The 16230-nt window shown below is 72.4% G+C and carries 14 protein-coding genes, 5 tRNA genes and 1 pseudogene; 12 read left to right on the forward strand and 8 right to left on the reverse strand.

Annotated features, from left to right (window positions below):
- Nucleotides 1-197 precede the first annotated feature (197 nt).
- The 3 genes from cobT (at nucleotide 198) to ACFVXC_RS31415 (ending at nucleotide 6567) form a co-directional block, all read left to right on the forward strand.
- Nucleotides 198-4148: a nicotinate-nucleotide--dimethylbenzimidazole phosphoribosyltransferase gene (gene cobT, locus ACFVXC_RS31405; protein WP_389912047.1), complete on the forward strand. Its 3951-nt coding sequence runs from the start codon at nucleotides 198-200 to the stop codon at nucleotides 4146-4148.
- Nucleotides 4149-4325: 177 nt separating this feature from the next.
- Nucleotides 4326-5558, forward strand: a complete 1233-nt coding sequence (cobA, locus tag ACFVXC_RS31410) for a uroporphyrinogen-III C-methyltransferase (RefSeq protein WP_389912050.1) — start codon at nucleotides 4326-4328, stop codon at nucleotides 5556-5558.
- Nucleotides 5559-5748: 190 nt separating this feature from the next.
- On the forward strand, nucleotides 5749-6567 hold the full coding sequence (locus ACFVXC_RS31415) for a TrmH family RNA methyltransferase (protein WP_389912053.1): 819 nt from the start codon (nucleotides 5749-5751) through the stop codon (nucleotides 6565-6567).
- Here ACFVXC_RS31415 and ACFVXC_RS31420 read toward each other — a convergent pair.
- The gene (locus ACFVXC_RS31420; protein WP_389912056.1) at nucleotides 6558-7886 is read right to left on the reverse strand and encodes a serine/threonine-protein kinase; all 1329 of its coding nucleotides are present in this window, start codon (nucleotides 7884-7886) and stop codon (nucleotides 6558-6560) included. The genes ACFVXC_RS31415 and ACFVXC_RS31420 overlap by 10 nt on opposite strands.
- A 196-nt stretch (nucleotides 7887-8082) precedes the next feature.
- Between ACFVXC_RS31420 and ACFVXC_RS31425 the strand changes: the two are divergent.
- From ACFVXC_RS31425 to ACFVXC_RS31440, 4 genes and pseudogenes are all read left to right on the forward strand, one after another.
- Nucleotides 8083-8383: pseudogene (locus ACFVXC_RS31425) on the forward strand (hypothetical protein).
- Nucleotides 8384-8602: 219 nt separating this feature from the next.
- The gene (locus ACFVXC_RS31430) at nucleotides 8603-8809 is read left to right on the forward strand and encodes a hypothetical protein (protein ID WP_160503827.1); all 207 of its coding nucleotides are present in this window, start codon (nucleotides 8603-8605) and stop codon (nucleotides 8807-8809) included.
- A gap of 265 nt (nucleotides 8810-9074) precedes the next feature.
- Nucleotides 9075-10019, forward strand: a complete 945-nt coding sequence (locus ACFVXC_RS31435) for an aminoglycoside phosphotransferase family protein (RefSeq protein ID WP_389912059.1) — start codon at nucleotides 9075-9077, stop codon at nucleotides 10017-10019.
- Between the two features lie 69 nt (nucleotides 10020-10088).
- A complete protein-coding gene (locus tag ACFVXC_RS31440) occupies nucleotides 10089-10394 on the forward strand; it encodes a zf-TFIIB domain-containing protein (RefSeq protein WP_389912061.1) in 306 nt (101 codons plus the stop codon).
- Nucleotides 10395-10454: 60 nt separating this feature from the next.
- On the opposite strand, the gene ACFVXC_RS31445 is transcribed toward ACFVXC_RS31440, so the two are convergent.
- The 5 genes from ACFVXC_RS31445 to ACFVXC_RS31465 form a co-directional block, all read right to left on the reverse strand.
- Nucleotides 10455-10529: transfer RNA gene (locus ACFVXC_RS31445), tRNA-Val, on the reverse strand.
- A 29-nt stretch (nucleotides 10530-10558) separates the two neighbouring features.
- A tRNA-Val gene (locus ACFVXC_RS31450) sits at nucleotides 10559-10630 on the reverse strand.
- A gap of 37 nt (nucleotides 10631-10667) precedes the next feature.
- A tRNA-Val gene (locus ACFVXC_RS31455) sits at nucleotides 10668-10739 on the reverse strand.
- 1 nt (nucleotide 10740) lies between these two features.
- Nucleotides 10741-10814 (reverse strand) — tRNA-Cys (locus tag ACFVXC_RS31460).
- Nucleotides 10815-10853: 39 nt separating this feature from the next.
- Nucleotides 10854-10926 (reverse strand) — tRNA-Gly (locus ACFVXC_RS31465).
- A gap of 163 nt (nucleotides 10927-11089) precedes the next feature.
- Here ACFVXC_RS31465 and ACFVXC_RS31470 point away from each other — a divergent pair.
- The 3 genes from ACFVXC_RS31470 (at nucleotide 11090) to ACFVXC_RS31480 (ending at nucleotide 13931) form a co-directional block, all read left to right on the forward strand.
- Nucleotides 11090-12214, forward strand: coding sequence for a chorismate-binding protein (locus tag ACFVXC_RS31470; protein ID WP_389912100.1), 1125 nt, complete (start codon nucleotides 11090-11092; stop codon nucleotides 12212-12214).
- Nucleotides 12211-13032: an aminotransferase class IV gene (locus tag ACFVXC_RS31475; RefSeq protein ID WP_389912102.1), complete on the forward strand. Its 822-nt coding sequence runs from the start codon at nucleotides 12211-12213 to the stop codon at nucleotides 13030-13032. Before ACFVXC_RS31470 ends, ACFVXC_RS31475 begins: the two co-directional genes overlap by 4 nt.
- A 74-nt stretch (nucleotides 13033-13106) precedes the next feature.
- Nucleotides 13107-13931, forward strand: a complete 825-nt coding sequence (locus ACFVXC_RS31480; protein WP_389912064.1) for a GNAT family N-acetyltransferase — start codon at nucleotides 13107-13109, stop codon at nucleotides 13929-13931.
- A gap of 26 nt (nucleotides 13932-13957) precedes the next feature.
- Here ACFVXC_RS31480 and ACFVXC_RS31485 read toward each other — a convergent pair whose 3' ends face one another.
- Nucleotides 13958-14503 (reverse strand): DsbA family protein, encoded by a 546-nt coding sequence (locus tag ACFVXC_RS31485; RefSeq protein WP_389912067.1) that lies wholly within the window; start codon nucleotides 14501-14503, stop codon nucleotides 13958-13960.
- Between the two features lie 203 nt (nucleotides 14504-14706).
- Here ACFVXC_RS31485 and ACFVXC_RS31490 point away from each other — a divergent pair, with 203 nt between their 5' ends.
- Nucleotides 14707-15153: a hypothetical protein gene (locus tag ACFVXC_RS31490; protein ID WP_389912070.1), complete on the forward strand. Its 447-nt coding sequence runs from the start codon at nucleotides 14707-14709 to the stop codon at nucleotides 15151-15153.
- A 211-nt stretch (nucleotides 15154-15364) separates the two neighbouring features.
- Nucleotides 15365-15535: a hypothetical protein gene (locus ACFVXC_RS31495; RefSeq protein WP_389912073.1), complete on the forward strand. Its 171-nt coding sequence runs from the start codon at nucleotides 15365-15367 to the stop codon at nucleotides 15533-15535.
- A 14-nt stretch (nucleotides 15536-15549) separates the two neighbouring features.
- Here ACFVXC_RS31495 and ACFVXC_RS31500 read toward each other — a convergent pair whose 3' ends face one another.
- Nucleotides 15550-16122: a CGNR zinc finger domain-containing protein gene (locus tag ACFVXC_RS31500; protein ID WP_389912076.1), complete on the reverse strand. Its 573-nt coding sequence runs from the start codon at nucleotides 16120-16122 to the stop codon at nucleotides 15550-15552.
- Nucleotides 16123-16230: the final 108 nt, after the last annotated feature.

Below are 16230 nucleotides of genomic sequence, written 5' to 3' on the forward strand. Positions count from 1 at the left end.
GCCGTTGCGGATCAAGCCGCCGCGGTGGCAGGCCGACCGGGACAATGCCTGTTGTCCGTACGCGGTTCGTGCCGCGCGGCGTGCACGCTCGTTGAGGATGACGGGCGGTTGGTGCGCCGCTCCGGGCAATGGGGCTTCCCCGGCCAAAGGCTGAGGGGCGGTCGAAGAAGCACTAACCGATGGGCGAGGGGTTACGCATGACCGACACCGGCCAGGTCCCGGGCGAGGGACTGCCGGAGAACGCAGGCATGGTGGAGCAGCCGGGCGTCCCCGCCCCGGGTGCGTACACCTACCTGGACCCCTCCGAGAATCCCGCCGAGAGCGTCGCCCCCGCCGACGATGACGACCTTCTGCTGATGCCGGGTGCCCAGGGCGCCTGGAGCGAGCCGCAGTCGGCTGCCGACCAGTACGGGGTCGCCCAGAGCGGGACCGCGCAGCACGGCGTCGCTCAGCCGGTGGGTGCGCAGCCCGTGGGTGCTCCGGTGGGTGCTTCTGTGGGTGCTCCCGTGGGCGTCCAGGCGCAGGGCACGGGGCAGTACGCGGGTGACCCGTCTCCCGCAGACCCGTACGCGGCCGGTCAGCCCGTGGCCGAGCCGTCCGTGGGGGACCAGTCCCTCAATGGCCAGCCCCTCAATGGCCAGTCCGTCAATGGCCAGTCCGTCAATGGCCAGTCCGTCGGTGGCCGGCACTCGGGCGGCAATTCGCTGGGCGGGCAGCAGTCGCTCGGGCAGCCGCAGGCCATGCACCAGCCGGGCCCGCACGAGACGGCAGGACGCGACAGCGGCTCGGTCGACCTGAACGGCGTCCAGCTGCCCGGCGCGCCCGCGCCGGCGCCCGCCTCGCACCCCGGTCCTTCACGGCGTCCGCTGCACCGGGGTCCTTCGGGCCCCGTCGTGCCCGACGGCACGGGGAGTCCCGTACGTTCGCTCGCCGACCGCGGCCCGGCCGGTGCCCCGCAGCACGCCGTGCCCGTGCGGCACGCGGGTCCGCCGACCGTGGGGCCCGAGTACCTCGACATCCCGCGTGACGGCGAAGGGATGCCGGGACCGCAGCTCGGCGAGATCGCGCCGCAGGGTGCTACGCCGTGGACGCCTCAGCCGCAGTCCCCGCAGCCCTCGCAGTCCCCCCAGCCCTCGCAGGCCGTCGCACCAGCAGAAACGGTCGTCCCGGACGCCACACCCGTCACAGAGGACGCACAGGGCACTCAGGACGCACAGGGCACGCCGGACTCACTCGCCACCGAGGCCCCGCAGCCCGAGGCCCCGCAGCCCGAGCTGACGCCGTCCGCCGCACCCGCCTCCCCCGCCACGCCTGCCGCGCAGACGCCCGCGGCGGCCTTCCCGCAGGCCGCGGACGCCGCCGACCCCGCGATCGCGCAAGGCGCCGAGGCCGACGACCAGTTCGCGCACGCCGCCGCCGAGGCCGGGCAGCCCGCGTTCGCCGTGGCCGCCGAGCAGCCGTCGGCCGTGGACCCGTCCGCGCCCGCCCCGGACACGAGCCAGGAGCTCCCGCCCACCGCCGACGCCGAGCAGGTGGCCGCCGTCGGCCGGACCGCGTACGCGTCCGGTTCCGGCCAGCCGCAGTTCGCCGTGGCCGGAGCGCAGCCCTGGTCGGACGCGCCGCTCGCGGCCGCCGGGCACACGGCGCAGGGCCCGCACATCCCGCAGGCCCCCCAGCACGCGGAGGCCGTCATGGCCCAGGCGCCCGCGCCCCTCGGTCAGTTCGTGCCGGTCGAGGGCTCGGTGCCGACCACGCCCCACCTGGCCCCGACGCCGCCACAAGCCCTGTCCGTGCCTCCGGAGCACTTCGAGGCCCCGGAGCCCGTCGCCCCCGAGGCGCAGCCCGAGCCCGTCGCCGTACCGGCGGCCGACGTCCCTCAGACGCCGGGCACCCCGGAGGTATCCGAGGCCCCCGAGCCCCAGGAGCCCGCGGCTCTCCCGGAAGCCGCGGAGGTCACTGAGGCTCCTGAGGCCCCCGAGGTCGCCGAGGTCACTGGGGCCGTCGAAGTCGCAGAGGCCCCCGAGCCCGTGTCACCCCAGCCCGTGGCCACCGTCCCCGCACCGCGTGACGGGGAAGAGCCCGCGGCGGAGACGCCCGTACCCGAAGCGGTGGAAGAGCCCGTGGCGCACGCGCCCGAACCGACGGAGACGGCAGCCGCCGAAGCCATGCCCCTCGAAGTGAGCGGAGCGCCCGCCGAAGCACCCGCCGAAGCACCCGCCGGAGCACCCGCCGAAGCGGAGACAGCGACAGAGGCACAGGCAGCGGCAGTGGCCGAGGCCCCCGAGCCCGCCGCCGTCGCCGAAGCCGCGCCGCCCGTCGAGGCGCCGGAAGCCACGGACGAGTCGGCCGCCGCCCCGGAGCCGACCCAGGAGCCGATCCAGGAGCCGGTGCCGGAAGCGGTTCAGCAGCCGGAGACGCCCGCCGCCCCCGCCTACGACGACGCCGAGCGCGAAGCCGTGCTGCGTGTCATGCGCGAACGCCGCGACATCCGCAACGGCTTCCGCAGCGACGCCATCCCGCACGAGGTCCTGCTCCGCGTCCTGGAGGCGGCCCACACCGCGCCCTCCGTGGGCCACTCCCAGCCCTGGGACTTCGTCGTCATCCGCTCGGCCGACACCCGGCGCACGATGCACGAGCTGGCCATGCGCCAGAAGGACGCGTACGCGAAGTCGCTCCCGAAGGGCCGCGCGAAGCAGTTCAAGGAACTGAAGATCGAGGCGATCCTCGACACCCCGGTGAACATCGTCGTCACCGCCGACCCGACCCGTGGCGGCCGCCACACCCTGGGCCGCCACACGCAGCCGCAGATGGCCCCGTACTCCTCGGCCCTCGCCGTCGAGAACCTCTGGCTGGCGGCGCGCGCCGAGGGCCTCGGTGTCGGCTGGGTCAGCTTCTTCGACGAACGTGAGATGGTCAGGACCCTCGGCCTGCCCGAGCACCTCGAAGTGGTGGCCTACCTCTGTGTCGGATACGTCGACGAGTTCCCCGAGGAGCCCGAGCTGATGCAGGCGGGCTGGTCCAAGCGCCGCCCGCTCTCCTGGGTGGTCCACGAGGAGACGTACGGCCGTCGTGCCCTGCCCGGCGAGGACCCGCACGATCTGCTCGCCGAGACCGTGTCCAACATCCGCCCGCTGGACGCCAAGGCGCTCGGCGAGGCGTGGGAGCGGCAGAAGCGCATGACGAAGCCGCCGGGCGCGCTCGGCATGCTGGAGATCATCTCCGCCCAGCTGTCCGGTCTCTCCCGGCAGTGCCCGCCGCCGATCCCGGAGCCCGCGGCCGTCGCGATCTTCGCGGGCGACCACGGCGTGCACGCCCAGGGCGTCACCGCCTGGCCCCAGGAAGTGACCGCGCAGATGGTCGCCAACTTCCTCGGCGGCGGCGCGGTCTGCAACGCCTTCGCCAACCAGGTCGGCGCCGAGGTCTGTGTCATCGACGTGGGCGTGGCCAGTGAACTCCCGGCCACCCCGGGCCTATTGCCCCGCAAGATCCGCGCGGGCACGGCTGACATGACGACAGGGCCCGCGCTGAGCCGCGAGGAGGTCAAGGCTGCCATCGAGGTCGGCATCGAGACCGCCCGCGACCTGGTGGCCGCGGGCAACAAGGCCCTGCTCACCGGCGAGATGGGCATCGCGAACACCACGGCGTCCGCGGCCCTCATCTCCGTCTACACGGACACCGACCCGGGCGAGGTGACTGGCCGCGGCACCGGCATCAACGACGAGATGCACAGCCGCAAGGTCGACGTCGTGCGCCGTGCCCTCGAACTGCACCAGCCCGACCCGGCCGATCCGATCGGCGTTCTCGCGGCGATCGGCGGCCTGGAGCACGCGGCGATGGTGGGCCTGCTGCTCGGCGGCGCTTCCCTGCGTACCGCCGTCATCCTGGACGGCGTGAGCGCCGGCGCGGCGGCGCTTGTCGCCCGCGCCATCGCCCCCGAGGTCCTCGCGGCCTGCATCGCGGGCCACCGCAGCGCGGAGCCTGGCCACGTGGCGGCACTCAACAAGCTGGGCCTGCGCCCCTTGGTCGACCTCGACCTCCGCCTGGGCGAGGGCACAGGCGCCCTCCTGGCCCTCCCGGTGGTCCAGAGCGCGGCCCGCGCGATGCACGAGGTGGCCACGTTCGACTCGGCAGGGGTGACGGAGAAGTAGTCCACGACGGGGGCCCGGGGCGGAGCCCCGGTTCGGGGAAGGGGCGGGCTGGGGGAGAGACCCCACTCCGCCCCAGCCATACTGAACCCGCACGTCACAGCAGCAACGCAACGCAGCCGCCCCACCGTCGCAGCGGCACCCGCAAAGCCCCGCGCCCCGCACGAGGAGCCACCCGCCATGGCCGAAAACCCCGCCTACCCCGTAGGTCTCCGCCTCACCGCCCGCCGCACGGTCGTGCTCGGCGGCGGCCAGGTGGCCCAGCGCCGCCTCCCCGCCCTGATCGGCGCGGGCGCCGACATCCTCCTCGTATCGCCGACGGCGACCCCCTCCGTGGAGGCCATGGCGGACGCGGGCGAGATCAGCTGGGAGCGCCGCCGCTACGAGAGCGGCGACCTCAAGGACGCCTGGTACGCCCTCATCGCCACCAGTGACCCCGAGGCCAACACGGCGGCCTCCGCCGAAGCCGAGGCGGAACGCGTCTGGTGCGTCCGCTCCGACGACGCGGAGGAGGCCACCGCCCTCACCCCGGCGACCGGCCGCTCCGAAGGCGTCACCGTCGCCATCCTCACCACGGACATCGACGGCCGTGACCCCCGCCGTACGGCCGCCATCCGCGACGCCGTCGTCGAGGGGCTGCGCGATGGGACCCTCGTGGCGCCCCAGCAGCGCACCCGCACCGCCGGCGTCGCCCTCGTCGGCGGCGGCCCCGGCGACCCGGACCTCATCACGGTCCGCGGCCGTCGTCTCCTCGCCGAGGCGGACGTGGTCATCGCCGACCGGCTCGGCCCCCGCGACCTGCTCGACGAACTCCCGCCGCACGTCGAGGTGATCGACGCCGCGAAGATCCCGTACGGTCGCTTCATGGCTCAAGAGGCCATCAACAACGCCCTCATCGAGCACGCGAAGCAGGGCAAGTCGGTCGTCCGTCTGAAGGGCGGCGATCCGTTCGTCTTCGGGCGTGGCATGGAAGAGGCGCAGGCGCTCGCCGAGGCGGGCATCTCCTGCACGGTGGTCCCCGGCATCTCCAGCTCGATCTCCGTGCCGGGCGCGGCGGGCATCCCCGTCACGCACCGCGGCGTCGCCCACGAGTTCACGGTGGTCAGCGGGCATGTGGCCCCGGACGACGAGCGCTCCCTGGTCGACTGGCCGTCCCTGGCCAAGCTGCGCGGAACCCTCGTGATCCTGATGGGCGTGGACAAGATCGGCAAGATCGCCGAGGCGCTCACCGCGCACGGCCGGTCGCCCGGGACCCCCGTCGCCCTGATCCAGGAGGGCACCACCGCGGCCCAGCGCCGCGTGGACGCCACTCTCGCGACGGTCGCGGCCGAGGTCGCCGCCCACGAGGTGAAGCCCCCGGCGGTGATCGTCATCGGTGAGGTGGTGAACGTGGGTCCAGGCGGCCCCGCGTAACGGGTCCAGGCCCCCGCGTAACGGGTCCACGCCCCCCGCGTAACGGGTCCAGGCCCCCGGCCCCCGGCGCACCCCTCGGCCATCACGGGCCCCACGCACCCCCTGGCCACCACGAGCCCCACGTAACCACCGGTAACCCAACCCGCCCCAAGGCGTTGGCACCACACCCAGGACAAGGCAGTATCACCCTGTGGCTGATCTCATCACCGTTGACGACCCCGCCGACCCGCGTCTGAGCGACTACACGGGCCTGACCGACGTCGAACTGCGCCGCAAGCGGGAGCCCGCCGAGGGCCTCTTCATCGCCGAGGGCGAGAAGGTGATCAGACGTGCCAGGCAGGCGGGCTACGAGATGCGCTCGATGCTGCTCTCCGCGAAGTGGGTCGACGTCATGCGGGACGTCATCGACGAGGTCCCGGCCCCCGTGTACGCGGTCAACCCCGACCTGGCCGAGCAGGTCACCGGCTACCACGTGCACCGGGGTGCCCTCGCCTCGATGCAGCGCAAGCCGCTGCCGACGTCGGACGAACTCCTGACCAGGGCGCGCCGCGTCGTCGTCATGGAGTCGGTCAACGACCACACCAACATCGGTGCGATCTTCCGCAGCGCCGCCGCCCTGGGCATGGACGCGGTCCTGCTCTCACCGGACTGCGCGGACCCCCTCTACCGCCGCTCGGTGAAGGTCTCCATGGGCGCGGTCTTCTCCGTCCCCTACGCCCGTCTCGAATCCTGGCCCAAGGGGCTGGAGGGCGTACGCGAAGCGGGCTTCAACCTCCTCGCGCTCACCCCGGACGAGAAGGCGAAGACCCTGGACGAGGCGGCGCCCCACCGGATGGACCGGGTCGCGCTGATGCTCGGCGCGGAGGGCGACGGCCTCTCCACGCAGGCCCTGGTCGCCGCGGACGAGTGGGTCCGCATCCCGATGGCGCACGGCGTGGACTCCCTGAACGTGGGAGCGGCGGCCGCGGTCGCGTTCTACGCGGTGGCGACGGGCCGCCCTCAGCTCTGAGGGCCGGGCCCCGGGTCCTGCCGCAGGCTCTGCTGTACGGCGTGCGTATCGTGTGCGCCGCCGCTGCCGCCGAGCCCGCGCGCGGGACCCTGGCAGCCCTGGGCCGCCGCGATCGCCAGGGCCACGAGCAGCGTCACGACCACGAACACGAAGAGCCGCTGCCGCAGCAGGCGCGGATTGGCGGGCCGCCGCGCGCCGGAGCGTGTCGTGTTGCGGGGCTGCGCGGGACGTGAGGTGGACCGTGCGGAACTGGATCCGGGGCGCGAGGAATTCGGCCGCGAGGATCCGGTGCGCGACGAACCGTTCCGTGATGATCCGGTCCGTGATGATCCGGTCCGCGAGGAACCCGGCCGTGACGAAGCCGGCCGCGGCGGGGGAGTGCCCTGCGGATGACGCCGCTGGGTCTGCTGATCCGCGTACTCCTCGGCCATGCGTCCCGTGGGCCGGTCCTGGCCCTGGCGGGGCGCGGGCGGCCGGGGATCGCCCAGGCCCTGTGCCTCGCGGGCCGCGATCTCCTTGAGCCTGAGCGACAGTTGGAGCGTGCTGGGACGCTCCTCGGGGTCCTTGGCGAGGCAGGCCCGGATCAGCGGGGCGAGCGCGTCCGGGACCCCGCCGAGCTGCGCCTCCTCATGGACGACGCGGTAGAGCATGACCTCTGAACTGCCGTGTCCGAAGGGCGAGTCCGCCATCCCCGCGTACGCCAGCGTGGCGCCGAGGGCGAACACGTCCGTGGCGGGCGTGACGGCGGCGCCGCGCACCTGCTCGGGCGCGAGGAAGCCGGGCGATCCGACGGCGGTGCCCACGTGGGTCAGCGTCGAGGCGCCGGTGGCCCAGGCGATGCCGAAGTCGATGATCCGCGGCCCCTTCGGGGACAGCAGGATGTTCGACGGCTTCAGGTCACGGTGTACGACACCGGCTTCGTGTACGGCGACGAGGCCTTCGGCGAGCGCCGAGCCGACGACCGCCACGTCGGCCGCGGAGAGCGGCCCCTCGGCGGCGACCTTGTCGTGCAGGGAGGGCCCGGGAACGTACTGCGTGGCGAACCACGGCCGGTCGGCGTCGAGATCGGCGGCGACGAGCCGCGCCGTGCAGCCCCCGCGGATCCGCCGGGCCGCGGAGACCTCCCGCGCGAAGCGCGAGCGGAACTCCTCGTCCTCCGCCAGATCGGGCCGGATCACCTTCAGGGCGACGCGCTGCCCCCGCCGGTCCGACCCCAGGTAGACGACACCCATGCCGCCGGCGCCCAGCCGCCTGTGCAGTCTGAACGAGCCGACGACACGCGGGTCCTCGCGCCGGAGCCGCATCATCGCCATGTCCATCCCCGCTGCCCGGTCCGTTGTCGTGCCACAGCTTACGTTTCCATGGCCGGGCAGGTGCAGAGGCCGCGCCCTCGCGGCCCGACCGATTGTCAGTGCCGGGTGGGAAACGTGAGGAGTGGTCAGGGACGCGGGGGCGGGCGACTGCCGTGCGGGGGCGCCGTTCCCAACCATCCATCGCTGAAGGGGGATTGATTCCGTGAAAGGTGATCGTGTGGAGATGGCCGTGGACGCCGGGGACACGACACGTACGCACGAGGTGATGGCGAGCCGGGCGGGCCACCGGGTGGAGACAGCGGTCCGCGGAGGGGTGGCCGAAGTGAGCGAAGTCACCCGCTGGGGGTCCCCCGTGCCCTTCGGGTAGTGGGCGAGGCTCCGTCGTGCGGACGGCAGGGTTCATGTCGGCCCTCGTCCTGGCTCTGGTCGAGCAACCCGTGCCCAGAGAGGACACATCCGAGCGGGCGGGGGCCCGTCCCCTCCGGGAAGACCCCGAGACCTAGGACCCCGTCTCCACCCACGGGAGTACACGAGCGACGATCGGTCATCCTCCGGGAGGCCCGGCAATCGGTACGAGGGCATGACGCCCCGGGTCTTCGGCGCACCTAAATTTGAAGTCAAGCGGCGGGTGCGGCACTCGTCCCCCGAGGTCAAGCACCCGCCGCCGCGCAGTTCACGTAGTTCCTACAGAAGTTCATACAGACTCGGTCAGGAGAGGAACCATGGCGGACACGGCACCGCGGGCAATGATCCGCACGCAAGGACGGAAGGCCTTCGCCACGTTCGGCGTTCGTCCGTCCGGCACGCGCCACCCCTTGGTGGCGACGGCCATGGTTCTTCCTCTGGCGGCCCTGCTGGTAGTCGTCTTCGGCGGCTGGGAAGCAGTGGTCACACAGGCGTCGTCCGTGGGCGTGATGCTGGGGCGCTGAGCGGCGCCCCAGGCCCGGATGAGCGGTCCGGGCGGGGACATCCGGCCAGGAAACCCCGTGGGGACGGGGGTGCGGCGGACGGCACGAGAAATGCCCGCGCAGCTGGGGAGCTGCGCGGGCACTTCTTTGCGCGGGGCTCCGCCGGTGTCCTTGGGCCGCCCTCGATCACCGGCTTCGCCGAGCTCGTCCTCAAACGCCGGACGGGCTGGATATCCAGCCCGCGTACTCTCACGGGGAACGCCGATCGACGCACCCCGGGGGACCTGTGACCGCCACCGCCTTGCTGCCGGCGCTGACCGCCAAGGTCCGCAGCACAGCCCACCGCACCCCGCGCACCTGCGTCTGCGCCCCCGAAGCGGTCCTCGCGGACCGGGACGACGCCACCGTCGTCCGGCACGGGGACACCGTCGCCAAGGCTCACGCCCCCGGCACCGACCCCACAGAGCTCGCCGCGCGCCTGAAGGTCGCCGCCACCCTGCACGGCACCCTCCTCCCTCCGCTCGACGAGACGGCGATCCCGCTCCACGGCCGTCTGGTCACTCTCTGGGAGGCCGGTACCCCGGTGGACCGCGACGACCCCGACGCCGCCCCCTGGGAAGCCACCGCGACCCTCCTCGCCCGCCTGCACGCCACACCCGCAGCCGAGCTCCCCCACGCGCTCCCGGACATGCGCGGTCCCAGGAAGGCCGCCCTGGCGATGACGCGGATGAGGGCGGCGGGACCACACCCCGCAGCCCTCCCCGTCGAGCGCGCCTGGGCCACGCTCCCCGGCTGGGCCCGCGCCGAGGCGCCCGCACCGCTCCCGGGGCTCCTGTGCCACGGCGACCTGCACCTGGGCCAGCTGATCCGCACATCGGCGGGGCACTGGCTGCTCATCGACGTCGACGACCTGGGCCTGGGCGACCCGGCCTGGGACCTGGCCCGCCCCGCGGCCTGGTACGCCTGTGGCCTGCTGCCCGCGGATGAGTGGACCCGCTTCCTCACCGCCTACCGCGCGGCACGCGGGCCGGCGCTGCCGGCGGACGGCACGGACCCCTGGCCCGCCCTCGACGTACCGGCCCGCGCCCTCACCACGCAGACCGCCGCCCTGGCCGTCGCCAAGTCCGTCAGGGAGCACCGGCCCCTGGACGAGATCGAGCGGGCGTTGGTCGACGCCTGTGATCGAATGTCCGCCCTCCCGCCGGAGTTGGCGCCCACCTCCACGAAGTAGGGTGCAACGCACCGAAGCCGGGCAGTCTTCCGGCGAAACAGTCACGACCGGCGAGGAGTTGAGCCGACCATGCAGTGTCCCAAGTGCCATGCACCGATGCACACGTACAACCGCAATGGCGTCCAGATCGAGCAGTGCAGCGGTTGCCGCGGGATATTCCTCGACTACGGCGAGCTGGAGGCCCTGAGCCGGGTCGAGAGTCAGTGGGGCGGCCAGCAGGCCCCGCCCCCGCCGCCCGGCCCGCAGGGGTACCCGGCCGCTCCCGCCCCGGCGTGGGGTGCTCCGCAGCACGGCGGTCACCACGGCGGCCACGGTGGGCACTACGGCCACAACCAGCGCCACAAGAGCTTCGGACACATGCTCTTCTCCTCCTGATCCCGGCCGGAGGAACGACGAAGCCCCCGGCCATGGGAACGGCCGGGGGCTTCATGCGGATGGTGCGCGATACTGGGATTGAACCAGTGACCTCTTCCGTGTCAGGGAAGCGCTCTCCCGCTGAGCTAATCGCGCGGGTCAGTCTGTGTGTGGTGCGTACTACGTGCGCGATACTGGGATTGAACCAGTGACCTCTTCCGTGTCAGGGAAGCGCTCTCCCGCTGAGCTAATCGCGCGGGGATCCTTGCGGACCAGAACTTCAGTTGTGCTGCGTGCGCGATACTGGGATTGAACCAGTGACCTCTTCCGTGTCAGGGAAGCGCTCTCCCGCTGAGCTAATCGCGCTTGGAGGTGGAGACGGGATTTGAACCCGTGTAGACGGCTTTGCAGGCCGTTGCCTCGCCTCTCGGCCACTCCACCAGGAGTGCGGGGGGTCGGGAAGATCCCCCACTTCCTGCGAGCGGACGACCAGGTTCGAACTGGCGACCTCAACCTTGGCAAGGTTGCGCTCTACCAACTGAGCTACGTCCGCTTGTCTTTCCCGGCCCGCTCACGCGTCCCGGCGACGTGTTGAACTCTAGCGGATTCCTGGGCCAGTACAAAAACGCGTTTGCGCAGCGTGCTGCGCTGTCACCGGCCCGGGGCGCCACCAGGACCCCGGTCATAGACTCGCAGACGTGCACAGCGCTCCCCAGATGTCCTCGTCGCCGCCCTTTGGGGCGGCTCTGCCCATGGCGCGCTTCGGCGGCCTGCTCGCGACCGGCCTCAGGGATGTGACCAGCGATCCCTCGGCCCTGGACTCCCGCGGTTTCTGGGCGGTCTGCGCGAGTTTCGAGGGCGAACTGGTCTGCGCCCGCTTCGACGACGTACGCGAGGAGCCGGTGCCCGCTCCGGTGCCCGGGGCGTGGCGGGGCCCGGCCGCCGGTGACTGGACGTCGTCGCTCGACCGCGCCGCGTATGTGGACGGCGTACGACGTGTGCGCGAACACATCGCGGCGGGCGACGTCTATCAGGCGAACCTCTGCCGCGTGCTGTCCGCGCCGTTTCCGGGCGGCGGGGAGGGCCGGGACGGTGGGGACGGTGGGGACGGTGCGGACGGTGCGGACGGTGGGGACGCCGCGGATATCGACGCCCTGACCGCGCTGCTCGCGCGCGGGAACCCCGCTCCGTACGCCGGGACGCTCCGGCTGCCCGGGCACGGCGTCGAGATAGCGACGGCGTCGCCCGAGCTGTTCCTGAGGCGCGAGGGGCGTGTCGTCGAGTCGGGGCCGATCAAGGGCACGGGCCGGACCGAGGCGGACCTCCTCGAAAAGGACTACGCCGAGAACGTCATGATCGTGGATCTCGTCCGCAACGACTTCGGGCGGGTATGCGTCACCGGCTCCGTGACCGTCCCCGACCTGTGCGTGGTCGAGAAGCACCCTGGGCTCGTCCACCTCGTCTCCACCGTCCGGGGCGAGCTCCGCCCCGGCACCGGCTGGCCCGAACTCCTCGACGCCACCTTCGCGCCCGGTTCCGTCACCGGCGCCCCCAAGTCCAGCGCCCTGCGCATCATCGACGCCCTGGAGACCGCGCCCCGCGGTCCGTACTGCGGCGGCATCGGCTGGGTCGACGCCGACCGGGGCACCGGCGAACTGGCCGTCGGTATTCGCACCTTCTGGATCGACCGCGCTCAGGGCGTGCTGCGGTTCGGCACCGGGGCGGGGATCACCTGGGGTTCGGACCCGGAGGGGGAGTGGCGGGAGACCGAGCTGAAGGCGGAACGGCTGTTGGCGGTAGCGTCGGGGGCGTACGAAGTGAACGGAGGGACCCCATGGTGAAGATCTGGCTCAATGGCGGCCTGCAGGACCTCGAGACCGCCCGCGTCTCCGTGCTCGACCACGGCCTCACCGTCGGCGACGGTATCTTCGAGACGGTGAAGTCGGCCGAGGGGCGGCCCTTCGCGCTGACCCGGCACCTGGACCGGCTCGCCCGTTCGGCACGCGGCCTCGGCCTGCCCGAGCCGGACCTCGACGAGGTGCGCGCGGCCTGCGCCGCGGTTCTCGACGCCAACCCGGTGCCGCTGGGGCGGCTGCGCATCACGTACACCGGAGGTCTCTCACCGCTCGGCTCCGACCGGGGCGACCAGGGGCAGACCTTGGTCGTCGCCATCGGCGAGGCCCAGCGGCGGCCCGACACGACCGCCGTGATCACGGTGCCGTGGACCCGCAACGAACGGGGCGCCCTGACCGGCCTGAAGACCACGTCGTACGCCGAGAACGTCGTCGCCCTCGCGCGCGCCCACGAACGGAGCGCTTCGGAGGCGCTGTTCGCCAACACGGTGGGCCGGCTGTGCGAAGGCACGGGATCGAACGTCTTTGTCGTGCTCGACGGCGAGATCCACACGCCGCCGGTCGATTCCGGGTGCCTGGCGGGCATCACGCGCGCGTTGGCCGTCGACTGGACGAACGCGCGCGAGACGGATCTGCCGTTCGACGTCCTGGACCGCGCCGACGAGGTGTTCCTGACCTCGACGCTCCGTGACGTCCAGGCCGTGCACCGGATCGACGGGCGCGAACTGCCGGGCGCACCGGGCCCGGTGACCGCCAAGGCGATGCGGATCTTCGACGAGCGTGCGGCGGACGACCTCGACCCGTGACCGGTCGGGTGACAGACCGCAAGTGCGCGTAATCCTGATGACGCTCGAGCCGCAGGGCGGGTAGAACACAGACGATGACCACGACCCTGCGGCCGACCGGGCCGCTTCAGCAGAGCGCTGACGGCGCCAAGTCACGCACGTACGAAGTGCGCGTGAACAGCCGTCCTGTGGGCGGGATAGAACTCGCCACGCACGCCGTGTTCGGGCCACGCGTCGCCGAGATGCGGGACCTGAGCATCGACGAACCCGACCGCAGGCGCGGGCGTGCCACCGTCGCCGTGCTCGCCGCCGAGGAGGTGGTGCGCGGCTGGGGTTGCAACCGGATCGAAGTGGCCGTGCCCGCAGAGGCCGCGGCGGCCCATCGCCTCGCCGTCTCCCTCGGCTATGTGGAGCGCAACCGCAACATGGTCAAGCCCCTGACCGCCGAGCCGCCCGCGCTGCCTGCGGGTGTCGAGGGGCGGGAGATGACCGAGGGCGAGTACGAGGTCTGGCTGGCCCGCGAGAAGGAGGACTACGCGCAGACCTGGATCGAGCGCGGGGTCCCGGAGGCGGCGGCGCGGGCCAAGTCCGACGCCGACCACGCCGACCATCTGCCCCAAGGCCTCGCCACCCCCGGCACCAGCCTCAGCGCGCTCACCCACGAGGGCACGAAGGTCGGCACCCTCTGGCTCGCGCTGCGCGACGGCGACGCGTTCGTCTTCGACGTCGAGGTCGACGAGGAGTACCGCGGACTCGGCCACGGCCGCTCCCTGATGCTCCTGGCGGAGACACAGGCCCGCGCGGTGGGCCTGCGCCGCATCGGCCTCAACGTCTTCGCGGGCAACACCCCGGCCCTGCGCCTGTACGAGTCCCTCGGCTACGAACCGGTCATGTACTACGTCCACAAGCAGCTGCTCTAGAGGACTCCAGGAGGCTTCAGGAGGTGCTAGGAGCCGTCCTGCCCGGAGGCCGCGAGCAGGAGGTCCGTCATCTCCTCGACGCGTTCGCGCAGGCCGTCCTGGCTCTTGCCGCCGTCGAGGCGCTCGCCCCCGATGACGTACGTCGGGGTCCCGGTGACGCCGATCGCCTTGCCCTCGGCCTGGTCGGCGTCGACGATCAGGATGTGCCGGCCGTCGACGAGGGCGGTGTCGAACTCCTCGGCGTCCAGTCCGAGCGCGCGTGCGGTCTCGACGAGGAAGGGCTCGCCCTTGCGGTCGAGCTCCTCGACATCGCCGAGCACGGCCTCCACGTACGGCCAGCCCTGCCCCTGCTCGAAGGCCTCCTCGGCGGCCTGGGCGGCGGCGAAGGCGTGCTTGTGCTTCTCGAGGGGGAAGTGCCGCAGGCGCAGGTCGACGCGGTCGCCGTAGTGCTCACGGAGCGCGCGTACGTCGTCGAGGGCGGTCCGGCAGTCCGGGCACTGCAGCTCGCACCAGATGTCGATGACGAGGGGACCGTTGGGGCTGGTGGGGGCAGCGGGGACAGAATCGCTCATGGGGCACAGTCTTCCAGCCCGAGAGCGCCCTCCCAACCGGGGCCGCGGCGGCGACCGGAACCTGCGGAGGAGGCGTGACCCTGATATGTCCCTGAAGTCCGCTCGGGGCGTGGCCTGTGAGGGCCCACCCGGTGCAGGATGGAGGGGAGGACAGTGTTCACGCCACCGTCTGCGCCCGCACGCCGCACGCCTGGAGGATCCGGATGATTGCCGAGACCGTCTGTTCCGCCGTATCCGCGGCCGGCCTCGGCATTGCCGCGATCTCGGCCTACCGCAAGCGTTTCCTCGCGGCGACGCGCCTCGCCGCCTATTCCCTGGTCCCGGTCGGCCTGGTGATGACCGGCGTCGTCGGATGGGTGGCCGACACCGCCTTCAGCATGAAGGCCTGGGTGGGCTTCGGCGTCCTCGGCGTGGCCTGGCTGCTCTTCATGACCACCCGTGCCGTGGAGCGCCGATCCGGCGGCACCCGCAAGGAGCGCAAGGCCGCCAAGGCGGCCCAGCGGGAGGCGGTGGCCCCCGCGGCCTCCGCGCCGTCCCTGGGCCAGGGTGCCCGCCCGGCCGCCCAGGCCGCGGACCGCCCGAAGGCGGCGGCCGCGCCCAAGGAGGACTTCAGCGACATCGAGGCGATCCTGAAGAAGCACGGCATCTGACGTCAACAACCGTCCGCGTCCGAGGGGCATGCGAGTCCCTCGTTCGTGTGGACGGCGGTGCCGCCGAGTCCGACGAGGTGCGTCGCTGCCGAGCCGTGAACGGGACATGCGGTATTCGGACTTGTGCAGGTGGCGGAATGCGGCGAACTCCCGCGCTTTCCTGACGCGTTGGTAATCGGCACCCCTGGGACTGCGTCATCATCGCGGCGAGATGCAGGACACCGCACAGGGCGATGCCGCCCCGCCGAACGATGAGCGAGCCGCGACGGAAGAGCCCAAGGGGTGTCTGTTCGCGCTCTCCCAGCCACCCCTGATGATCTTCCTGGCGGTGATCGGTGTCCTGATCCTGATGGGGTCGTTGCACGATCTGCTGGGGCTCTAGGGGCCGCCACGGGCTCAGCGTGCCGCTTCCTTGCGCCGGGCCCGGTAGGCGGCGACGTGCAGCCGGTTTCCGCAGGTGCGGCTGTCGCAGTAGCGGCGCGAGCGGTTGCGGGAGAGGTCGACGAACGCGTGCCGGCAGTCCGGCGCCTCGCAGCGCCGCAGCCGCTCCTGCTCACCGGCGACCACGAAGAACGCGAGCGCCATCCCGCAGTCCGCCGCGAGGTGGTCGGCGATGGAGGCCCCGGGCGCGAAGTAGTGCACGTGCCAGTCGTAGCCGTCGTGGTCGGTGAGCCGGGGGGTGGTGCCCGCCTCCGCGATCAGTTCGTTGATCACCGTCGCCGCGGCCCGCGGCTCCGGCGCCGCGAAGACTTCGTGGAAGCGGCCGCGGATGTGCCGGACGCCTGCGAGGTCACGCTCCGAGAGCACGCCTACGTCGCTTATGTCGTGGCTTCGTACGAATTCGGCGAGGGCTGCCACATCGGCGAGACCGTCCGTCTCCGCGCTCGCGGCGTCCTCGGTGTCCGGTGCGGTGTTCACCAGATCGACCACCGCGTCGAGTGCGCATCGGGTGTCGTGGGTGATCAGCACGATTTGCTCCCTGGCCTGGGGGTAGTGGGACCTCCCCCGCTCATTGAGAGCTTGGAAGGGTGCCCGCCGATGCTGGCCGATGCTAGCGGCTTCACGACACGACACACC

The organism is Streptomyces sp. NPDC058257, from assembly GCF_042881845.1.
Taxonomy (GTDB): Bacteria; Actinomycetota; Actinomycetes; order Streptomycetales; family Streptomycetaceae; genus Streptomyces.